Source organism: Oceanimonas sp. MB9 (assembly GCF_011319775.1).
GTDB classification, from domain to species: Bacteria; Pseudomonadota; Gammaproteobacteria; order Enterobacterales; family Aeromonadaceae; genus Oceanimonas; species Oceanimonas doudoroffii.
In genome coordinates, this window is sequence record NZ_VFBE01000009.1 from 119,313 (window position 1) to 138,595 (window position 19,283).

General features: G+C 60.3%; 18 protein-coding genes and 1 tRNA gene. 12 read left to right on the forward strand and 7 right to left on the reverse strand.

The window, feature by feature from the left end; genetic code table 11:
* The first annotated feature begins 62 nt into the window (after positions 1 to 62).
* From OJHNALOF_RS11935 to OJHNALOF_RS11950, 4 genes are all read left to right on the forward strand, one after another.
* Positions 63 to 3,119, forward strand: a complete 3,057-nt coding sequence (locus tag OJHNALOF_RS11935) for an FAD-binding and (Fe-S)-binding domain-containing protein (protein WP_165662150.1) — start codon at positions 63 to 65, stop codon at positions 3,117 to 3,119.
* 87 nt (positions 3,120 to 3,206) lie between these two features.
* Entirely contained in the window at positions 3,207 to 3,452 is a 246-nt protein-coding gene (locus OJHNALOF_RS11940) for a GlsB/YeaQ/YmgE family stress response membrane protein (protein WP_094200708.1), read from the forward strand.
* Between the two features lie 114 nt (positions 3,453 to 3,566).
* A complete protein-coding gene (locus OJHNALOF_RS11945; protein WP_165662151.1) occupies positions 3,567 to 3,992 on the forward strand; it encodes a hotdog fold thioesterase in 426 nt (141 codons plus the stop codon).
* A gap of 122 nt (positions 3,993 to 4,114) precedes the next feature.
* Positions 4,115 to 5,896: a DEAD/DEAH box helicase gene (locus tag OJHNALOF_RS11950; RefSeq protein WP_165662152.1), complete on the forward strand. Its 1,782-nt coding sequence runs from the start codon at positions 4,115 to 4,117 to the stop codon at positions 5,894 to 5,896.
* 441 nt (positions 5,897 to 6,337) lie between these two features.
* Here the strand turns inward: OJHNALOF_RS11950 and suhB are convergent, their stop codons facing one another.
* Positions 6,338 to 7,141 carry an inositol-1-monophosphatase gene (gene suhB / locus OJHNALOF_RS11955; RefSeq protein WP_094200712.1) on the reverse strand — a complete coding sequence of 268 codons (804 nt, stop codon included), beginning with the start codon at positions 7,139 to 7,141 and terminating at the stop codon, positions 6,338 to 6,340.
* Positions 7,142 to 7,269: 128 nt separating this feature from the next.
* Between suhB and OJHNALOF_RS11960 the strand changes: the two genes are divergently transcribed.
* On the forward strand, positions 7,270 to 7,770 hold the full coding sequence (locus OJHNALOF_RS11960) for an acyloxyacyl hydrolase (RefSeq protein WP_165662153.1): 501 nt from the start codon (positions 7,270 to 7,272) through the stop codon (positions 7,768 to 7,770).
* Positions 7,771 to 7,882: 112 nt separating this feature from the next.
* The gene (locus tag OJHNALOF_RS11965) at positions 7,883 to 9,061 is read left to right on the forward strand and encodes an MFS transporter (protein WP_165662154.1); all 1,179 of its coding nucleotides are present in this window, start codon (positions 7,883 to 7,885) and stop codon (positions 9,059 to 9,061) included.
* 56 nt (positions 9,062 to 9,117) lie between these two features.
* Here the strand turns inward: OJHNALOF_RS11965 and OJHNALOF_RS11970 are convergent, their stop codons facing one another.
* The 4 genes from OJHNALOF_RS11970 to rdgC form a co-directional block, all read right to left on the reverse strand.
* Positions 9,118 to 9,366 (reverse strand): YfhL family 4Fe-4S dicluster ferredoxin, encoded by a 249-nt coding sequence (locus OJHNALOF_RS11970; RefSeq protein WP_094200715.1) that lies wholly within the window; start codon positions 9,364 to 9,366, stop codon positions 9,118 to 9,120.
* On the reverse strand, positions 9,344 to 10,744 hold the full coding sequence (yegQ, locus tag OJHNALOF_RS11975) for a tRNA 5-hydroxyuridine modification protein YegQ (protein ID WP_094200834.1): 1,401 nt from the start codon (positions 10,742 to 10,744) through the stop codon (positions 9,344 to 9,346). Before yegQ ends, OJHNALOF_RS11970 begins: the two co-directional genes overlap by 23 nt.
* 94 nt (positions 10,745 to 10,838) lie before the next feature.
* The gene (locus OJHNALOF_RS11980; RefSeq protein ID WP_165662155.1) at positions 10,839 to 11,249 is read right to left on the reverse strand and encodes a YgiW/YdeI family stress tolerance OB fold protein; all 411 of its coding nucleotides are present in this window, start codon (positions 11,247 to 11,249) and stop codon (positions 10,839 to 10,841) included.
* Between the two features lie 206 nt (positions 11,250 to 11,455).
* Positions 11,456 to 12,364 (reverse strand): recombination-associated protein RdgC, encoded by a 909-nt coding sequence (rdgC, locus tag OJHNALOF_RS11985; RefSeq protein WP_094200717.1) that lies wholly within the window; start codon positions 12,362 to 12,364, stop codon positions 11,456 to 11,458.
* Positions 12,365 to 12,539: 175 nt separating this feature from the next.
* Here rdgC and OJHNALOF_RS11990 point away from each other — a divergent pair, with 175 nt between their 5' ends.
* The 5 genes from OJHNALOF_RS11990 (at position 12,540) to OJHNALOF_RS12010 (ending at position 16,822) form a co-directional block, all read left to right on the forward strand.
* Positions 12,540 to 12,968, forward strand: coding sequence for a GNAT family N-acetyltransferase (locus OJHNALOF_RS11990; protein WP_094200718.1), 429 nt, complete (start codon positions 12,540 to 12,542; stop codon positions 12,966 to 12,968).
* A 104-nt stretch (positions 12,969 to 13,072) separates the two neighbouring features.
* Positions 13,073 to 13,762 (forward strand): phosphate regulon transcriptional regulator PhoB, encoded by a 690-nt coding sequence (phoB, locus tag OJHNALOF_RS11995; protein ID WP_094200719.1) that lies wholly within the window; start codon positions 13,073 to 13,075, stop codon positions 13,760 to 13,762.
* A gap of 7 nt (positions 13,763 to 13,769) precedes the next feature.
* On the forward strand, positions 13,770 to 15,086 hold the full coding sequence (gene phoR / locus OJHNALOF_RS12000) for a phosphate regulon sensor histidine kinase PhoR (RefSeq protein ID WP_094200720.1): 1,317 nt from the start codon (positions 13,770 to 13,772) through the stop codon (positions 15,084 to 15,086).
* Between the two features lie 130 nt (positions 15,087 to 15,216).
* Positions 15,217 to 16,188 carry a PstS family phosphate ABC transporter substrate-binding protein gene (locus OJHNALOF_RS12005; RefSeq protein WP_094200721.1) on the forward strand — a complete coding sequence of 324 codons (972 nt, stop codon included), beginning with the start codon at positions 15,217 to 15,219 and terminating at the stop codon, positions 16,186 to 16,188.
* Between the two features lie 172 nt (positions 16,189 to 16,360).
* A complete protein-coding gene (locus OJHNALOF_RS12010; protein WP_094200722.1) occupies positions 16,361 to 16,822 on the forward strand; it encodes a GNAT family N-acetyltransferase in 462 nt (153 codons plus the stop codon).
* A gap of 187 nt (positions 16,823 to 17,009) precedes the next feature.
* Here OJHNALOF_RS12010 and OJHNALOF_RS12015 read toward each other — a convergent pair.
* A tRNA-Pro gene (locus OJHNALOF_RS12015) sits at positions 17,010 to 17,086 on the reverse strand.
* A gap of 166 nt (positions 17,087 to 17,252) precedes the next feature.
* Between OJHNALOF_RS12015 and tadA the strand changes: the two genes are divergently transcribed.
* Positions 17,253 to 17,780 carry a tRNA adenosine(34) deaminase TadA gene (tadA, locus tag OJHNALOF_RS12020; RefSeq protein WP_165662156.1) on the forward strand — a complete coding sequence of 176 codons (528 nt, stop codon included), beginning with the start codon at positions 17,253 to 17,255 and terminating at the stop codon, positions 17,778 to 17,780.
* Between the two features lie 9 nt (positions 17,781 to 17,789).
* Here the strand turns inward: tadA and OJHNALOF_RS12025 are convergent, their stop codons facing one another.
* Positions 17,790 to 19,277: an exopolyphosphatase gene (locus tag OJHNALOF_RS12025; protein ID WP_165662157.1), complete on the reverse strand. Its 1,488-nt coding sequence runs from the start codon at positions 19,275 to 19,277 to the stop codon at positions 17,790 to 17,792.
* Between the last annotated feature and the right edge of the window lie 6 nt (positions 19,278 to 19,283).

Below are 19,283 nucleotides of genomic sequence, written 5' to 3' on the forward strand. Positions count from 1 at the left end.
GCACCGGTGTATAATGGCCGCCACTCTGGGCAATACCGACAAGGACAAAGGGGACGCAGGTCATGATCCCAAGGTTAGCGCTGCAACAGCAGACAACCCCCATCTACCATTCATTTCTAGAGGCCCTGGCCGACAGCGGCTTTCGCGGCGACATCGAGCGCAGCTACGCCAGTCGGCTGGCGGTGGCCACCGACAACAGCGTGTATCAGTGCCTGCCCCAGGCGGTGGTGTTTCCGCGCTCATCCCAGGATTTGGTGGTAATGCTGACCCTGGCCGCCAAGGACGCCTACAAGGATATACGCTTCTCCCCTCGGGGCGGCGGCACCGGCACCAACGGCCAGTCCCTGAACGACAATATCGTGGTAGACCTGTCTCGCCACATGACCCAGCTGCTGACCCTGGATGACGATGGCCGCCGGGTGCGCATTCAGACCGGCATGGTCAAGGATCGGCTCAACCAGCTGGTGGCGCCCCACGATTTGTTCTTCTCGCCGGATCTGTCCACCAGCAACCGTGCCACCGTGGGCGGCATGATCAATACCGACGCCTCCGGCCAGGGCTCACTGGTGTATGGCAAAACCTCGGATCACGTATTGGGGGTGACCGCCGTGCTGGTGGACGGCACCCTTATCGAAACCGGGCCGGTATCCGGCGAGGACTTGAATAAAAAGCTGGAGGAAGACAGCCGGGAAGGGGAGTTGTACCGCTGCGTGTATCACAGTGTCACCGGCCATGCCGATGAAATTGAGCGGCGCTTTCCCAAACTGAACCGCTTTCTGACCGGTTACGATCTGCGCCACGTTTACGACCAGGCCAGCCACACCCTGGATCTGACCCGCATTCTGTGCGGCTCGGAAGGCTCCCTGGCCTTCATTACCGAGGCCTGGCTGGATCTGACCCCCATTCCCAATTTCCGTACCCTGGTCAACGTCAAGTACGACAGTTTTGAGTCGGCCCTGCGTAATGCCCCGCTGATGGTGGAAGCCAAGGCGCTGTCGGTGGAAACCGTGGACTCAAAGGTGCTCAATCTGGCCCGGGAAGACATTGTCTGGCACTCGGTGAGCGATCTCATTCAGGACGTGCCGGGCCGTGTGATGGACGGCCTTAACATGGTGGAATACGCCGATCAGGACGAAGCCGCCCAGCGTGAAAAAGTCGACGCCCTCTGCGCCCGCCTCGATGGCCTGATCGAGCGCGGCGAGGCCGGCGTTATCGGCTATCAGGTGTGCGACGATCTGCCTTCAATCAACCGCATCTATGGGATGCGCAAAAAGGCGGTGGGCCTGCTCGGTAATGCCAAGGGCCGCAAAAAGCCGGTGGCCTTTGTGGAAGACACTGCCGTGCCCCCGGAGCACCTGGCCGACTACATCATGGAATTCCGCCAGTTGCTCGACGATCACGGCCTGCAATACGGCATGTTCGGCCATGTGGACGCCGGCGTGCTTCACGTTCGCCCGGCCCTGGACATGACCGATCCGGAGCAGGAAGTGATGTTGCGGCGCATTTCCGATAAGGTGAACGCCCTTACCGCCAAATACGGCGGCCTGATGTGGGGTGAACACGGCAAAGGCTTTCGCTCCGAATACAGCCCCACTTTTTTTGGCGAGGTGCTGTTTACCGAGCTGCGCCGTATCAAGTCGGCCTTTGATCCCTTTAACCGGCTGAACCCGGGCAAAATCTGCACGCCGCTGGACAGCCTGGAGCAGCTGGTGTCGGTGGACGCCACCAAGCGCGGCTATTTCGACCGGCAGATTCCGGTGCACGTGCGCGACGGCTTTACCCAGGCCATGGATTGCAATGGCAACGGCCTGTGCTTTGATTTTGATGTGCGCTCACCCATGTGTCCGTCGATGAAGCTCTCCGCCGACCGCCGGCACTCGCCCAAGGGCCGGGCCGGCCTGGTGCGGGAATGGCTGCGCCAGCTCTCGTCCCAGGGCTTTGACCCCATGGCCGGGGAGGCCGCGCTGCAAAGCCGCGGCACCAGCGTCAAGGACATGGTGCTCAGAGTGAAAAACACCCTGGACAAGCGCCGGGGCGAATACGACTTCTCCCATGAAGTGAAAGAGGCCATGGACGGCTGCCTGGCGTGCAAGGCCTGCTCCAGCCAGTGTCCGATCAAGGTGGATGTGCCTACCTTCCGCGCCCGTTTTCTGCAGCTGTATTATCAGCGCTACCAGCGTCCGCCCCGGGACTATCTGGTGTCCTGGGTGGAAAGCTATACCCCCTGGATGGCCAAGGCCCCGGGCCTGTTCAACCCCATCATGAACCACAAGTGGCTGCAGGGTGGAACGTCCTCATTGCTTGGCATGGTGGACATGCCGCAACTGAGCCAGCCATCGCTCAAGGCCCGCCTCGGCAAGGGGCCGGCGGCCCGGTTCGATCTGGAACAGCTGCAGGCCATGAGCGACGAGGAGCGCGCGAAAACCCTGCTGGTGGTGCAGGATCCCTTTACCTCCTTCTACGACGCCGGCGTGGTGCACGATCTGGTGCGCCTGGCCACGGCACTGGGCTTTAACCCTGTGGTGCTGCCGTTCAAGCCCAACGGCAAGCCGGCCCACGTAAAGGGCTTTTTGCGCCGTTTTGCCGCCATGGCCGCCGACAGCGCCCAGTTCCTCAATCGACTGGCCCGGCTCAATATTCCCATGGTGGGGGTAGATCCGTCACTGGTGCTTTGCTACCGGGATGAATACGCCAAGGTACTGGGCCCGGCCCGGGGCGACTTTGACGTCTTGTTGCCCCAGGAATGGCTGCTGACCGTGCTGGAGCGGATCCCGGCCCGAGAAACGACCGGTGATCCCTGGCACCTGTTTGCCCACTGCACCGAGAAAACCGCCAAGCCCACCACCCATCAGGACTGGAGCCGTATTTTCACCCACCTGGGCGCCAAGCTGGAAGCCGTGCCAGTGGGCTGTTGCGGCATGGCCGGCACCTATGGCCACGAGCGGGAGCACGCCGAGGGCTCGCGCACCCTGTTCACCATGAGCTGGGCCGAGCCCCTGAGCAAATTGCCCAAAGAGCGCTGTCTCGCCACCGGCTTTTCCTGCCGCAGCCAGGTCAAGCGCATTGAAGGTGAGGGCCTTCGCCATCCGGTGCAGGCCTTGCTAAGCTTGTTGGCCTGAGGCTGGATGTGTGAGGACAGAGGGGAGATGTGAGGGGTACACCTCACCCCTTACCCCTCACCCCTCACGACAGGATAAGGAGCGTGTATGGGATTACTCTGGGGATTAATCATCGGTGGCCTGGCCGGCTGGATTGCCGGCAACCTGATGAAGGGACAAGGCTTTGGCCTGCTGGGTAATATCGCGGTGGGCCTGGTGGGCGGCTTTCTCGGCGGCCTGGTATTTCGGTTGTTGGGGCTGGCGGCCACCGGTATTATCGGCTCGCTGGTGATGTCGGTGGTGGGCGCCGTGTTGCTGCTGTTTATCGTGGGCAAAATAAAAGGCCGACGATAAAGACGCGGTGAGGGGAAAGGGTGAAGGGCCCATGCCCGTTCACCTCACCCCTCATGTGTTTCCCTCTCGCCTTACGTCTTAGCCCCAAGTACAACCCCTCACCAGAGTTCTTTTATGTGGAAACGTGAATTTACGCTGGACAGTTTGAATCAACTGTCAGAGAATACGCTCGCAGCCCAGTTGGGCATGACCTTTTGTGAAGTGGGTCACGATTATCTACGCGGTACCATGCCGGTAGACCATCGTACTCACCAGCCTCTTGGCATGTTACATGGCGGCGCGAGTGTCGCGTTTGCCGAGACCCTGGGTTCAGTAGCTGCCAATATGTGCGTTGAAGCGGGTTTTTATTGCGTTGGGCAGGAAGTTAACGCAAATCACGTCCGCGCCAAACGAAGCGGCCTGGTAACAGGAACCGCACGTCCCCTCCATTTGGGCGCGACGACACAAGTCTGGCAGATCGACATCCATGACGAGCGTGACCGCCTGGTGTGTACCAGCCGGTTGACCATGGCGGTGTTGAGACAAAAACGGCCAGATTAGCCTTGTGTATTCATGTGTGACACCTTTCGTGTGAAGGAAAGCCCTCACCCAGTGTGAGTAGGGCTGTCCTCGGCCTTTTACTGTATCAGTCCGCCGACATTTTATTTATTCGGAACTGTTAAATGACAAATACCTCTGTAGTACCCGGTTTTGCCGATCTCGGCCTGGCGCCTGCCGTTCTTCAAGCTCTGACCGACATGGGTTACGAGCAGCCTTCTGCCATTCAGGCCGCCGCCATTCCGACTCTGCTGACCGGGCGCGACGTGCTGGGCCTGGCCCAGACCGGTACCGGCAAGACCGCCGCCTTTGCCCTGCCGATGCTGAGCCGCATCAGCGGTGGCAACGCCTACCCGCAGGTGCTGGTACTGGCCCCGACCCGGGAGCTGGCCATTCAGGTGGCCGAGTCCTTTGAAAACTACGCCAAATACCAGAAAGACATTCGCATTGTCTCCATCTATGGTGGCCAGGCCTACGACAGCCAGATCCGCGCCCTGCGCCGTGGCGTCGACATTGTGGTGGGTACCCCCGGCCGGGTGATGGACCACATGCGCCGTGGCACCCTCAAGCTCGACAACCTGCAGGCCCTGGTACTGGACGAAGCCGACGAAATGCTGCGCATGGGCTTTATCGACGACGTGGAGTGGATTCTGGAGCACACCCCGGACACCCGTCAGATCGCCCTGTTCTCTGCCACCATGCCGCCGGCCATTCAGCGCGTGGCCCAGAAGTACCTGAAAGATCCTCAGGAAGTGCGCATCGCCAACAAGACCCGTACCAACGCCAGCATTCGTCAGCGTTACTGGTTTGTGCGTGGCATGCCCAAGCAGGAAGCCCTGTGCCGTCTGGTGGAAACCGAAGACATGGACGCCTGCCTGGTGTTTGTGCGTACCCGTAAAGACGCCGAAGACGTGGCCGAGCTGATGAGCCGTGAAGGCCACGCCTGTGAGGCCCTGCACGGTGATATTCCCCAGAAGCTGCGTGAAAAAGTGGTGGATCGCCTGAAGAACGGTCGCCTGAACATTCTGGTTGCCACCGACGTGGTTGCCCGTGGTCTGGACGTGGAGCGCATCAGCCACGTTATCAACTACGACATGCCCCACGACAACGAGTCTTACGTGCACCGCATTGGCCGTACTGGTCGTGCCGGCCGTGAAGGCGACGCCATTCTGTTTGTGACCGGCCGTGAAAAGCGCAGCCTGTACAACCTGGAGCGCCACACTCGTCAGCCCATCGAAGAGATGAGCATGCCGACCGCCGACGATATCAACAAGATTCGCGCCGAGCGCTTCAAGGCTCGTATTCGCACCAGCGTGGACGCCGACGAAAAGGCCCTGGCTCCCTTTGTGGAAATGGTGAGCGAGCTGCAGGCCGATGGCATGGACACCGCCGCCCTGGCCGCCGGCCTGGCCCGTCTGCTGCAAGGCGATCGCCCGCTGTTCGTGGAAGACAAGCCCATGGCTGCTCGTCGTCCGGACGTGCGTGAAGCCCGTGAGCCCCGTGCCCGTGGTGACCGTCCCGAGCGGGGCGAGCGTCCTCGTCGCGGCGGTAAGGATGACGTATCCGGTGTGACCATGGAAACCTTCCGCGTTGACGTGGGTCGAGTACACGGTGTCAAACCGGGCCACCTGGTGGGCGCCATTGCCAACGAGGCGGATCTGGAGTCCCGTTATATCGGCCAGATCCAGATCCACGACGACTTCTCCACCGTGGATCTGCCCGAAGGCATTCCCACCGAGCTGCAGCAGATCCTGCAGAAGGTGCGCGTCTGTCAGCGTCCGCTGAACCTGGCCAAGTACGAGGGTGGCCCGCTGCCCCGTCGCCAGTTCCGCCAGAAGGACGATCGTGGCGGTGACCGCGGTGGCAAGTTTCGCCCGCGCCGCAACGACAAGCGCCTGAACGGCTAAGCCCGTTTCACGCCGATTTAAAAGCCCGCCGGTGTTCCCGGCGGGCTTTTTTATTGCGTGGAAGATGGAGGACCTTGGAGGAAAAACGTAAGGGGGGAGGAGGCAGAGTGAAGATAGCCTGTTTGTTTGTTGGATCGGCGTTAGCCTGGAACAGCAGGCAGTGAAGCTGGGTGATTTGCAGACGGTGATAAACGACGTTAACTCACCATATTTACGGTGAAGGTGGTTGCTCCCCGGTGTACTGGGCGGCCCATAATGGACACGTCTCACGTCTCACGTCTCACGTCTCACGTCTCACGTCTCACGTCTCACGTCTCACGTCTCACGTCTCACGTCTCACGTCTCACGTCTCACGTCTCACGTCTCACGTCTCACGTCCACGTCTCACACAAAAAAGCCCCGCACGTTGGCGGGGCTTTGAAGGCTTGCTGTTGGTCGGCCTTAGTTGGCCAGTGACTCGGGCAGGTGCTCGCGAATGGTGGACAGCATCACCTTGAGCACCTTGGGGTTGGCACAGACCACGTTGCCGCTGCGGTCAAAATTGTGGCCACCTACAAAGTCGGTCACGATGGCACCGGCTTCGCGGGCGATCAGGCTGCCGGCTGCGGTGTCCCAGGGCTTCAGGCCCAGCTCCCAGTAACCGTCTACCCGGCCGGCGGCCACATAGGCCAGATCCAGGCTGGCGGCACCGGCGCGGCGAATGTCGGCGCACTGCACGAACAGGCCCTGGAACATGGCCAGATAGGCCTCGGCCTGGTGCTTTTGCTTGAACGGAAAGCCGGTGGCCAGCACGGTGTTGGTCAGATCCTTGGCCTTGCCGGTACGAATGCGGTAGCCGTTAAGCTGGGCGCCGGCGCCGCGGCTGGCGGTGAACAGTTCGTCACGAATGGGATCGTAAATCACGGCCTGCTCGGTGCGGCCTTTCACCCGCAGGGCGATGGACACGGCGAAATGGGGAATGCCCTTTACGAAGTTGGTGGTGCCATCAAGGGGGTCGATAATCCACTGGTAGTCGGGATTGCTGCCAGTCAGCTCGCCGCACTCCTCACCAATAATGGTGTGTTCGGGGTAGGACTTGCGAATGGTGTTTATTACGGCGTTTTCCGCGTCAAGATCGACATTGGTAACGAAATCATTCTGGCCTTTTTGACGAGTTTCCAGATTGTCCGGATTGGCAAAACCCTTGACGATAACCTGACCGGCGTTACGCGCAGCGCGCACCGCAATATTCAGCATCGGATGCATATGAGAAGACCCACTTGATGTTAAAGAACAAAATTCGAGCGCGAATTATACCAGCGTCCCCAAGGCAGGCAAGGATTAAAATGGGTGGCTAAAATTTAACCAGGCTTGTAAGGATGAGGTAGGCCGGCATGAACAGGGTAAGCGGCTGTGTGTGGTTGGTGGTCATGCTGGCTTTACCCTTGCGTGCGGATCCTTCCCTGATGGTGTCGGGGGGGAAGGGCGACGACGCCGAACGCTACGGCATTGGGGTGGGCTGGCAGCAGGACTGGCGGGAGCTGGCCGGTGGGCGCCTCGATTTAGGCGTGGACCTGGACGGCAGCCGCTGGCGCCTGGGCGGCGACCACCTGACCCAGCTCAGCGTAGTGCCAAGCCTGGTATATGAAGGCGGCCGGCGCGGGTTGCGACCGCTGGCTTATGCCGGGGTGGGACCTGCCTGGATCAATCGCAGCCGGCTCGGTCCGCGTAATCTGTCCAGCCGGCTGCAATTTAACAGCCGGGCCGGGCTGGGGGTGGCCGTGGGGCGCCACAGCCTGGCACTGGAGGCCTGGCACCTGTCCAATGCCGGGCTGAAAAAGCCCAACGACGGCCTCACCTCCTGGGGCGTCAGTTATCGTTACCGGTTTGATTAGAAAAACTGGGTCTGGCCATTATAAAAGCTCGCATGAATCTCGATTGCCAGTGAATCTCTCCGTTCTCTATGATGTGAGCCATATCACGTACCTTTTTTTGGAGAGAGTGGCCATGTCGGGCCTGTCCTTGGTGTTGCTTACCGTATTGATGGTGGCGGCGGGTCAGATGACCCAAACCCTGTATGTGCCCGCCATGGGCGATATGGCCGATGCGCTGCAGGTCAGCGGCCAGGCGCTGCCCCTGGTGATGGCCTTCTACCTGATCCCCTACGGCCTGTTTCAGTTTGTTTATGGTCCGCTGTCGGACCGACATGGCCGGCGTCCGGTGCTGCTGGTAGGCCTTGGTATCTATGTGCTGGGCTCGGCGCTGATCCTGCTGGTGCCGACTTATCCCATGCTGCTGCTGGGCAGCTTTGTGCAGGGGGCGGGCACGGCGGCGGCGGGCAGCCTGTGCCGCAGCTTGATGCGGGATCGCTTTGAGGGCGCCGAGCTGGTGCGTTACAACGGCTATGTGTCCATGGGCATTATGCTGGCGCCGTTGCTGGCGCCCCTGGCCGGAGGCTGGCTTAACCTTCACTTTGGCTGGCAGTCGATGTATGGCTTTCTGCTGGCAACCGGGCTGGTGATCCTGCTGGTGATGAGCCTGTGTTTTCGGGAAACCCTGCCCGCCGAGCGTCGTCATGTGCAGCCCATGCTGCCGGCCTATCAGTACGTATTGCATCACGGTGGCTTTCGTCGTCAGCTCGGCATGCTGATCGCTACCTTTGCCGGCCTGATCCTGTACGAGGCGGTGTTCAGTGTGCTGGCCGGCCGGCAGGGCAACCTGACCAGTGCCGAAATCAGCCTGCTGTTTATTCTGCCATTGCCACTGTATTTCGGCGGGGCCATGCTGGCGTCGATGAAGGCGGCGGTATGGTCGGTGCGACGCATGCAGTGGCTGGCCAGTGCCGGGCTGCTGGGTGGTGCCGTGCTGGTGTTGGCGGGTGGGCTGCTGCCGGAACTGGGTCTGTTTATGCTGGTGCTGGGTGGGGGCCTGTATTTTGCCGGAGCGGGCCTGCTGTTTCCGGTGGCCACCTCCAAGGCGGTGGCGCCCTTTTCACAGCATGCCGGTACCGCCGGCGCCCTGCTCGGGGGCTGTGCCAACCTGGGGGGCGGTTTATTCCTGCTGGTGCAGGGCCTGTTGCCGGAGATGGATCAGCGCGTGCTGGGCGGGTTATTACTGGCCTGTGCCGGCCTGGTGGTATGGTTTCTGCTACCTGAGGAAGAAGCCCTGCCCGCACCCGGGGTGTGAGCTTTGGAATATGAACCCATGAAAAAGCCCCGGTCTTCTGGATCGGGGCTTTTTGTTCAGGCGTGATGCAGCAGCACGAACTTGTCCCATAACTGCTCTTCGCTCTCCCGGTGGTCGGGGTCGTCAATAATGCAGTCGATGGGACAGACGCTGATGCAGGTCGGCTTGTCGTAATGCCCGACACACTCGGTGCACAGATCCGGGTCTATCTCGTAGATCTCCGGACCGTAATAAATGGCACCGTTCGGGCACTCCGGCTCGCACATGTCGCAGTTGATACAGTTATCCTTGATTAACAGCGCCATCGGCTTGCTTCACATGAGGGTTGCGGGTGTCCTGCTGGTCACCCAGGTTGCGCATCAGAATACCGTAGGTCACGTCAATGTTGGCGTCGAGGGGAATGTACATCACATGGCCGTTGCCCGGGGCCACCTCTACCTGCTCGCCCTTGCGGTTTTTCATTTGCTCCAGAGTAAAGGTGAGGTTGCCCTTTGGCGTCATCAGCTCCAGGCTGTTGCCTACCAGAAACTTGTTTTTGACTTCCACTTCCACCCAATCGCCGTCGCGGCCGGTGATCTCGCCCACAAACTGCTGGCTGGTGGACACCGAATAGCCGTAGTCGTAATTCTGGTAATCGCCGTGGGCATGGCGCTTGAGGAACCCTTCGGTGTAGCCGCGATGGGCCAGGTTTTCCAGGGTGCTCATCAGGGTGGTGTCAAAGGGCTTGCCGGCCACGGCGTCGTCAATCGCCTTGCGGTATACCTGGGCGGTACGGGCCACGTAATAGAAGGACTTGGTACGGCCTTCAATCTTGAGGGAGTGCACACCCATGCCGGTCAGGCGCTCCACATACTGCACCGCGCGCAGATCCTTGGAGTTCATGATGTAGGTGCCGTGCTCGTCCTCATAGGCGGCCATGTATTCGCCCGGACGGTTGCCTTCTTCCAGCAGCACCGGCTCATCATGGGGCTTGCCGGCCCCAAGTGTGGGGGTGATGTCGCTTTCCACCGGCTGTACCATGATCGGCTCCTGCTTGTGCACGATCTGGCCGGCGTCGTCTTCCTTGGCCTCGTGCACCTTGTATTCCCAGCGGCAGGCGTTGGTGCAGGTGCCCTGGTTGGGGTCGCGCTTGTTGATGTAGCCCGACAGCAGGCAGCGGCCGGAGTAGGCCATGCACAGGGCGCCGTGTACGAACACTTCCAGCTCAATGGTGGGGCAGTGTTGGCGAATTTCCTCGATCTCTTCAAGGGACAGCTCCCGTGACAAAATCACCCGCTCGATGCCGTAGTCCTGCCAGAATTTCACCGAGGCCCAGTTGACCGCATTGGCCTGAACCGACAGGTGAATGGGCATCTCGGGAAAGTGCTCACGCACCAGCATGATAAGACCCGGGTCGGACATGATGAGGGCATCGGGGCCCATGTCCACCACCGGCTTCATGTCGCGCAGAAAGGTTTTCAGCTTGGCGTTGTGGGGCTGAATATTGACCACCACGTAGAACTTCTTGCCGAGGGCATGGGCTTCGTTGATGCCAATCTGCAGGTTCTCGTGGTTGAATTCGTTGTTGCGCACCCGCAGGGAGTAGCGGGGCTGGCCGGCATACACGGCGTCGGCGCCATAGGCAAAGGCGTAACGCATGTTCTTGAGGGAACCGGCGGGGGAAAGCAATTCGGGTACAAACATGATGATCTCGTCTGATGTCAGGTCAGCGGGCCGCCACCTGATGGCGGCCGGGGCCGGCATTTTACTCCCATGCGCCGGTGATTTCGAGTTATCGTTACCGATAAGCGGGCCGTACCCGTTCCACTTCCAGCTTCACCCGGCGTTTGTCCCGGTCCACCTCGGCCCAGATCAGCAGCTGGCCCCGGCGGTGGCGGCGCAGCTTGCGCCAGTCGTCGTCATCCATGTCGATTTTGATGGTGCCGGTGCCGTCGCGGAACAGAAATTCGTCGTCATTCAGCCGCCGCACAATATGGCCGGACAGAATAATGCGGCTGTCATCGGCCAGCCGCCGAGCCTCGGCCACGGAGGTGACGGGCAGACGCTCCCGGCGATATTCGTTACGGTACTCATGGCGGTATTCCCGCTCATATTCATGGTGGTGCCAGCGCTGATCGTCGTGGGCCGAGGCGGCGCCGGCCGCCAGCCATAGCAGTCCCAACAGGCCGGCAAAAGAAGAAGGACGCATGGTTGAACTCCTGCAAATGCGATGGTGAGCCACCATAGCCGTCGCCCGCGAAGAAAACCGTCGTTAGCGGTCAGTAGTATATGAAAAGGGCCGTAAACACGAGAAGCGTGGGACAGCTTTGGTCATATACGTGCGGAGAAGGCCCCACTGTCGTGGGGCAAAGGGTGGTTTGTTGGCGGGGTTGCTCGGCTGAAGCCAGGCCTTGATTAACGGCTTTCCTCGCCGCCCATGGCGTCAATCAGCTCGGGAATAAAGCGGGACAGTTCTCCGGTGACCAGGGCGAAGTCGGCGTCGAAGCGGGCGGCCGGGTCTTCACTGGTGACGTCGTCGTTTTGCTCGCGCAGCTCTTCCGAGAACTTGAGTCGCTTGATGCTCATGTCGTCGCCCAGAATAAAGCTGATGGTATCGCCCCAGTTCAGCGCCAGCTTGGTCACCAGCTTGTCGGCGTCGAGGTGGGCCTTCATTTCGTCGCTCAGCAGATCCTGCTGCTTGGCGCGAATAATGCCGCCGTGCTCCAGCGCCGAGCGCAGTTCGGCCTCGTCTTCCAGGGCAAACCCGGCGGGGGCGGCCCCTTCTTTGAGCCAGTCGGTCAGGGTCAGCTCGGGGGGCGTGGTCATGGCCAGGGGGACTACCGGCAGGCTGCCAATGCATTTGCGCAGCAGTGCCAGCAGATCTTCGGCACGCTTGGCGGAGCTGGCGTCCACGGCAATAAAGCCATCGTCGGGGTTGATCCAGGCAAAGGTTTGCTGAAAGCGGCTAAAGGCGCGAGGCAGCAGGCTGACGATCACCTCTTCCTTGATGGCGTCCTTTTCCTTTTTCTTCAGGGCCCGGCCCTGCTCGGCTTCCAGGCTTTCCACCTTTTCGGCCACTTCATCGTTCACCACCGAGCCCGGCAGCATTTTTTCTTCCTTTTTGGCGCACAGCAAAATCTGGTTGCCGGCGCTGTGAGTCAGGGCCTGACCGCGCTTACCCAGGGGGGAAATCCAGCCCACCTTGGCCTGATCCTGGCTGCCGCAGGGGCTGAAGGTCATGGCGTCAAGCTGCTTTTCCAGCTCTTCCAGGCTGAGCTCAAAAGGGCGGGTAAAACGATAAATTTGCAGATTTTTAAACCACATGGAGTCCTCGGTGACAGGCCGGAAAAGCGGCATTGTACTGCAATCCGACTTTGTGATCAGTCAGTCATTCCTGCACAACAAAGACGGATCCCGCTCACAGGAGTGAACAAATTCGGGCTGGTCGGGCTTCGGCCGCCATACACTGGACTCAGATGCCGGTGAAAGGGGAAAGCATATGATACGACAGGCCAGGCCGGAGGATACCGAGGCCATTCTGAATGTCTGGCTATTGGCCTCGCTGCAGGCGCATGACTTCGTGCCTGCCGCCTATTGGTGGCGGCAGCAGGAGCAGATGCGGGCGCGCTATCTGCCGTCGGCGGAGGTGTGGGTGTGCGAGCGGGAGGGAGAAGTACAGGGGTTTATTGCCCTGGCCGGCGATTATCTGGTGGCGCTGTTTGTGCGCCCCGACTGCCAGAAAAAGGGCATTGGCAAGGCACTGATGGCCACCGCCAAGCGGCTGCGTCGTCAGCTTACCCTTAAGGTATTTTGTGAAAATGACATTGCCGTGCATTTTTATCGCCGGCATGGCTTTGCCATTACCGAGGAGCATCTTGACCCGGGCACCGGCCAGCCTCAGCTGTGCATGGATTACGATTCCCCCTGAGAAAAGCTTCGTTTGAAACCCGAGCGTCACAATTTCATAAAACTGTCATACTTGCTTCCAATAATGGGCATGAACACAAAACCATAGCAGAAGGCGGTTGAAGAATGACACGGAAAATACTGGTGGTGGAAGACGAAGCGCCCATTCGGGAAATGCTGTGTTTCGTGCTGGAGCAAAAGGGATTCTCAACCCAGGAGGCGGAGAGCTACGATCAGGCCCTGGAGCTTATCAAGGAGCCCTACCCGGAACTGATCCTGCTCGACTGGATGTTGCCTGGCGGTAGTGGCATACAGCTTATCAAGCACCTCAAGCAGGACGAGCTGACCCGCCAGATCCCGGTGATCATGCTGACCGCCCGGGCCGAGGAAGAAGACAAGATAAAGGGCCTGGACGTGGGCGCCGACGACTACATCACCAAGCCGTTTTCTCCCAATGAACTGACCTCCCGTCTCAAGGCGGTGTTGCGCCGAGTGGCGCCCACCTCGGTGGAAGACGTGATCGAGGTGCAGGGGCTGCGCCTGGACCCGCTCAGCCACAGGGTCAGCGCCGAAAACCAGCAACTCGACATGGGGCCCACCGAATTCAAGCTGCTGCACTTTTTCATGACCCACCCGGAGCGGGTATACAGCCGCGAGCAGTTGCTGAATAATGTGTGGGGCACCAATGTCTTCGTGGAAGACCGCACCGTGGACGTGCATATTCGCCGGTTGCGCAAGGCCATTTCGGCCTGTGGCCACGACAAGCTGATCCAGACGGTGCGGGGTGCAGGTTACCGTTTCTCCGTTCGCCCATGAGGCTCCCATGCAGCAACAGAATACCAACCGGGGCAGGTGGTGGCAGTTGGGACTGTTCTATACGGTCTTTGGTCTGCTCGGCCTGCTGCTCGACAATCTGGCGCTGGGGCTGCTGGCCGGCACCCTGATCCAGCTGGCCATCTTTTATCGTTATCAGCATACGCTGCTGGTGTGGCTGTGGCGGGATCGCAGCCTGACGCCACCCGAGGGCAAGGGCAGCTGGGAAGATATCTTCAACGGCATTTACCGGCTGCAGCAGCGCCAGCGCTCGCGCCGGCGCGAGCTGGGGGTGTTGGTGCGTCGTTTTCGCGAAGGGGCCGAGGCCTTGCCCGATGCCGCCGTGGTCATTCGCCGGGACGGCAGCATTATCTGGTGCAATAAGCTGGCCCAGCAGTTGCTCGGGTTTCGCTGGCCCGACGATGCCGGCCAGCACATCGGCAACCTGATCCGCACGCCGGTATTTATCACCTATATGAAGCGGGGAGATTTTCGCGAGCCGCTGGAGATGCCCTCGCCGGTAAGTGAAGAGCGCTTGCTGGAATGCCGCATCATGCCTTACACCGAAGATCAGGCGCTGCTGGTGGTGCGGGACGTGACCCGGCTGCGCAGCCTGGAGCAGGTGCGCAAGACCTTTGTGGCCAATGTTTCGCACGAGCTGCGCACGCCGCTGACGGTGCTCAAGGGCTATCTGGAAATGCTCGAAGAGCCGCCGTCCGAGCCCATGTGGCGCAAGACCCAGAAGGTATTGGTGGAGCAGACCCAGCGTATGGACGCCCTGGTCAACCAGTTGATGACCCTGAGCCGCTACGAGGCCGCCACTCAGCCCGATTTTACCCGGGTGGTGGACATGCCCGGCATTCTGCACATGCTGGAGCAGGAAGCGCTGGCGCTCAGTGGTGAGCGCGGCCATGAGTTCAGCTTTGAGGTGGAAGCCGGCCTGCGGCTCAGGGGCGATCCCGAACAGATGCGCAGCGCCATGTCCAACCTGGTGTATAACGCCGTGCGCCACACCCCGGCGGGCAGTCACATTCGGGTGCAATGGTGTCGCCAGGGCGAATTTGGCCGCTTTGCCGTCAGTGATGACGGTGACGGCATCGCCCCGGAGCACATCGCCCGGCTCACCGAACGGTTCTATCGGGTTGACAAGGCCCGTAGTCGCCAGACCGGCGGATCGGGCCTGGGGCTGGCCATCGTCAAACACGCCCTCAGTCACCACGATAGTCATCTTGAGATAGAGAGCCATCCCGGAAAGGGAAGCTGCTTCAGTTTTCGCCTGCCCGCTCGCCTGCTGGTGGCCGACGCCGGCGTGCAACAGAGTGCCTGAGGTGGGGAGTGACACTTCCATGACATTGCGCTCTTCTGTCATAAAAGCGTCACCTAGGATTAATAGGATTGTCACCGCTGCCGGCAATACTGGCCGCGTCTTGAAAGACCGAACTTATTGGAGATTAAGGATGAAACTGAACAAACTGGCAAGTGCACTGGGACTGACCGTGGCCATGGCCGCCACTTCCGCCGTTGCAGCGGTGGATGCTTCACTGCCCGATTACCAAAAAGTCAGCGGTGTGTCCGGCAACGTATCTTCTGTTGGCTCCGACACCCTGGCCAACATGATGACCCTGTGGGCCGAAGAGTTCAAACGCCAGTATCCCAACGTCAACGTGCAGGTCCAGGCCGCCGGCTCTTCCACTGCGCCGCCCGCCCTGACCGAAGGCACTTCCCAGTTCGGCCCCATGAGCCGCGCCATGAAGAGCAATGAAATCGAAGCCTTTGAAAAGCGTTACGGTTACAAGCCCACTCCGGTTCGTGTGGCCATCGATGCCCTGGCGGTGTTCGTACATAAAGACAACCCCATCGAAGGCCTGAGCATGGATCAGGTGGATGCCATCTTCTCCAGCACCCTGAGCTGCGGCCTGTCCGAGCAGATCACCAAGTGGGGCCAGACCGGCTTGGACGGCGACTGGAACAGCCGCGACATTCAGCTCTATGGTCGTAACTCCGTGTCCGGCACTTACGGTTACTTCAAGGACGAAGCCCTGTGTAAGGGTGACTTCAAGAACAATGTGAACGAGCAGCCCGGCTCCGCCTCCGTGGTGCAGTCCGTGTCTTCTTCCCTGAACGCCATCGGTTACTCCGGCCTGGGCTACAGCACCTCCAGTGTGCGCGCCGTGCCGCTGGCCGATGCAGGCTCCACCGACTATGTGGAAGCCAACTCTGAAAACGCCATCAGCGGCGAGTATCCGCTGTCCCGTTTCCTGTACGTGTACGTGAACAAGCACCCCAACAAGCCCCTGGGTCCGATGGAAGCCGAATTCATCAAGATGATGCTGTCCAAGCAGGGTCAGGAAATCGTCGACAAGGACGGCTATGTGCCGGTACCTGCCGCCGTGGTTGAGGCCGACCTGAAGAAACTTGGCCTGATGTAAATACGTTTTACCGTTCTGGTTGCTGTTTGAGCCCCGGCTTCGTCCGGGGCTTTTTTATGCCTGCAGCACGGGTAAATCCACGTATTCCGCAGCAAGCCACTTTTTAATTGTGCACAACTGTGGCTATATAAGGGGGCAAAGCAGACAGGCAGTATGTGAAGCAGGAGCAATTATGGAAATCAGGAAGATCCGCAGTGGTGAAACGAGCAGTATCTGGCAGTTGTTCCACGATACGGTGCACCGGATCAACCAGGCCGATTACAGCGAACACGAACTGGCGGTATGGGCCCCTGACGAATACGACGAACCGCGCTGGGTCAGCCGCTTTATTCGTACCCGGCCCCTGGTAGCGATGGAAGGCAAGCGCTTGTTGGGGTTTGCCGAACTCGACGACGATGGCCGCATTGACTTGTTTTATGTGCACCACGCCCGCCAGGGCGAGGGGATTGGCCGGGCGCTGATGCAGCGGCTCAAGGCCGAGGCCGCTTCTCGCGGGCTGTGCCGGCTGTATTGCGAGGCCAGCATCAATGCCCGCCGTTTCTTCGAGGCCATGGGTTTTATGGAGGTCGAGCGTCGTCGGCGCGAGCGGCGTGGCCAGCCGGTGCAGGTGTTGCTGATGGAGTACCGGGCGTAACACCCTGAGTGATGAGGTGGTTCTATGGACCGTGAACACGGGCCATGGAGCCATCAAAACATATCATCAGCGGCCAGGCCGTAAAAACCGCCATAAGCGAGACGGGCTTTTCTGGAAGTTGATACGCTCGTGTTGATTAGCAGTAAACGCAAAAAGCCCACCGTAAGGTGGGCTTTTTAGGATGATTTGGTCGGCGTGAGAGGATTTGAACCTCCGACCCCTGACACCCCATGACAGTGCGCTACCAGGCTGCGCTACACGCCGAATCGGGAGCTACTATAAGGTTCCGCCCGCCCGGCCGCAACCCCCTTTTTTCCTTCCTGAGTGCGTTTGCCGCTTTATTGATCGCAATGGCGCTTTTTTGGGCCAGGGCGGGCCGTGCTTGCAGCCGGGCCGGCTTTTGCCATAATAGCCGCCTTCAGGAGGGGCGATGAACGAGCAAGATGAATACTGGATGCGCCGGGCTATGGCGCTGGCGGCACGGGCCGAACAGGAAGGAGAGGTGCCGGTAGGTGCCCTGGTGGTGCATGAGGGCGAATGTGTGGGTGAGGGCTGGAATCGCTCCATCGGCCATCACGATGCCACCGCCCATGCCGAGATCATGGCATTGCGCCAGGCCGGCGAGCGCCTGGGCAATTACCGGCTGCTCAACAGCACCCTCTATGTCACCCTGGAGCCGTGCATGATGTGCGCCGGCGCCATGGTGCACAGCCGCATACGGCGCTTGGTGTACGGTGCCGCCGACGCCAAGACCGGTGCCGTGGATTCGGTGCTGCAACTGCTGGCCACGCCTGGGCTCAATCACCGTATCGACTGGCAGTCGGGTGTGCTGGCCGAGGCCTGCTCCACCCAACTGAGCGATTTTTTCAAACGCCGCCGAGCGGAAAAAAAGGCCGCCCGCAAGCAGGCGGCCGAACTCCCTGCATCAGTCGACAATACGGGGGTAAGTGGCGGCTAAGCTGAGGGGTTAAGCCCGCACCAGCGTCAGCTTCCAGCCGGCCTTGTCCTGGTAGGCTTGCTCCCGCTCCAGGGTGGTCAGCAGCAGGGCGTTGTGAGCGCACCAGTCGGCGGGAAGGTGCAGGCGCAGTTCGTCTTCGGCGGCCGGCTTCAGCACCAGAGGTGGCAGCACGCCGTCCTGGCGCCGGCGGTTCAGCGCCACCGCTATACGCAGCAACCTTACCAGTCGCCACAATTGCTGCTCGGGCAGGTAGTTCAGCGGCTCCAACTCGGACAACTTGAGCGCCTTGCGATGAAAGCGCACCAGTGCCGCCAACGCCTTTTGCTGCTCCTGGGTAAACCCGGGCAGATCGGTATTGCCGACGATATAAGCGGAATGGCGATGAACACCGGTGAAGTTGATGTGCAGGCCAATTTCGTGCAGCCGAGCCGCATGACCCAGCAGGTCACCTGAGTTCGCATTCAGCCGCCAGTTATCACATACCTGGACAAATAGTTGTCTGGCGGTGTCCTGCACCCGGTCGGCCTGCTGCCGATCGATGTCGTATTCCCCGGCAAGGGCCTGCAGGGTGTTAAGCTGAATATCGTGATGTTTGGCACGGCCGAAGACACTGTACAGCAGCCCTTCGCGCAGGGCGCCATCGGAAAAGCCCATGCGATCCAGATTGAAACTGTGGTAGATGCCAAGCAGGATGGACAGCCCGGCGGCAATCAAGGGCTTTCGATCCTCACTCAGGCCGGCCATGTCGACTTGATCAATATGCCCGGCCTGTACCAGCCGTTGCTTGATATGCTTCAGGCCGGTCAAGTTAATGACCGGCTCGCCGGTGGCGGCGGTACACATTTCCAACAGTGTCTTGATGGTGCCGGAGCTGCCGAGCACCTGATCCCAGCCCAGGGCCAGATAACGACCCAGTATCGGCACCAGCTGATATTCCGCCGCCTCGATTGCCTGTTGGAAGCGGGCCTCGCTGAGTACACCATCGGCAAAATACTTGCGGGTAAAACTGACACAGCCCATGCTGCGGCTGGAGACCTGACGGCAATCGAAATCCTGGCCGATAACCAGCTCGGTACTGCCGCCACCAATGTCGATCACCAGCACTTGGCCCTGGGTCTGCTGGGTATGTGCCACCCCATGATAAATCAGCCGGGCCTCTTCGTTGCCACTAACAATATCAATGGGAAACCCCAGCACTTGCTGGCCCCGGCGCACGAACTCCTGGGCATTGACGGCCTCACGCAGGGTATAGGTTCCCGCCACCCTGACACGAGTGGCGTGAAAGCCGTTCAAGCGCTCGCCGAACAGCCTGAGGCAATCCAGTCCTCGGGCCATGGCGTCCTCGCTAAGGCGATTACCATCGTCCAGGCCATCGGCCAGGCGTACCCGCTGTTTCAGCCGGTCGACGATGCGCAGGCCGTCGCCGTGGTAACGGGCGATCACCATATGAAAGCTGTTGGATCCCAGATCCATGGTGGCCACATACTGATCGGTCATGGGCGC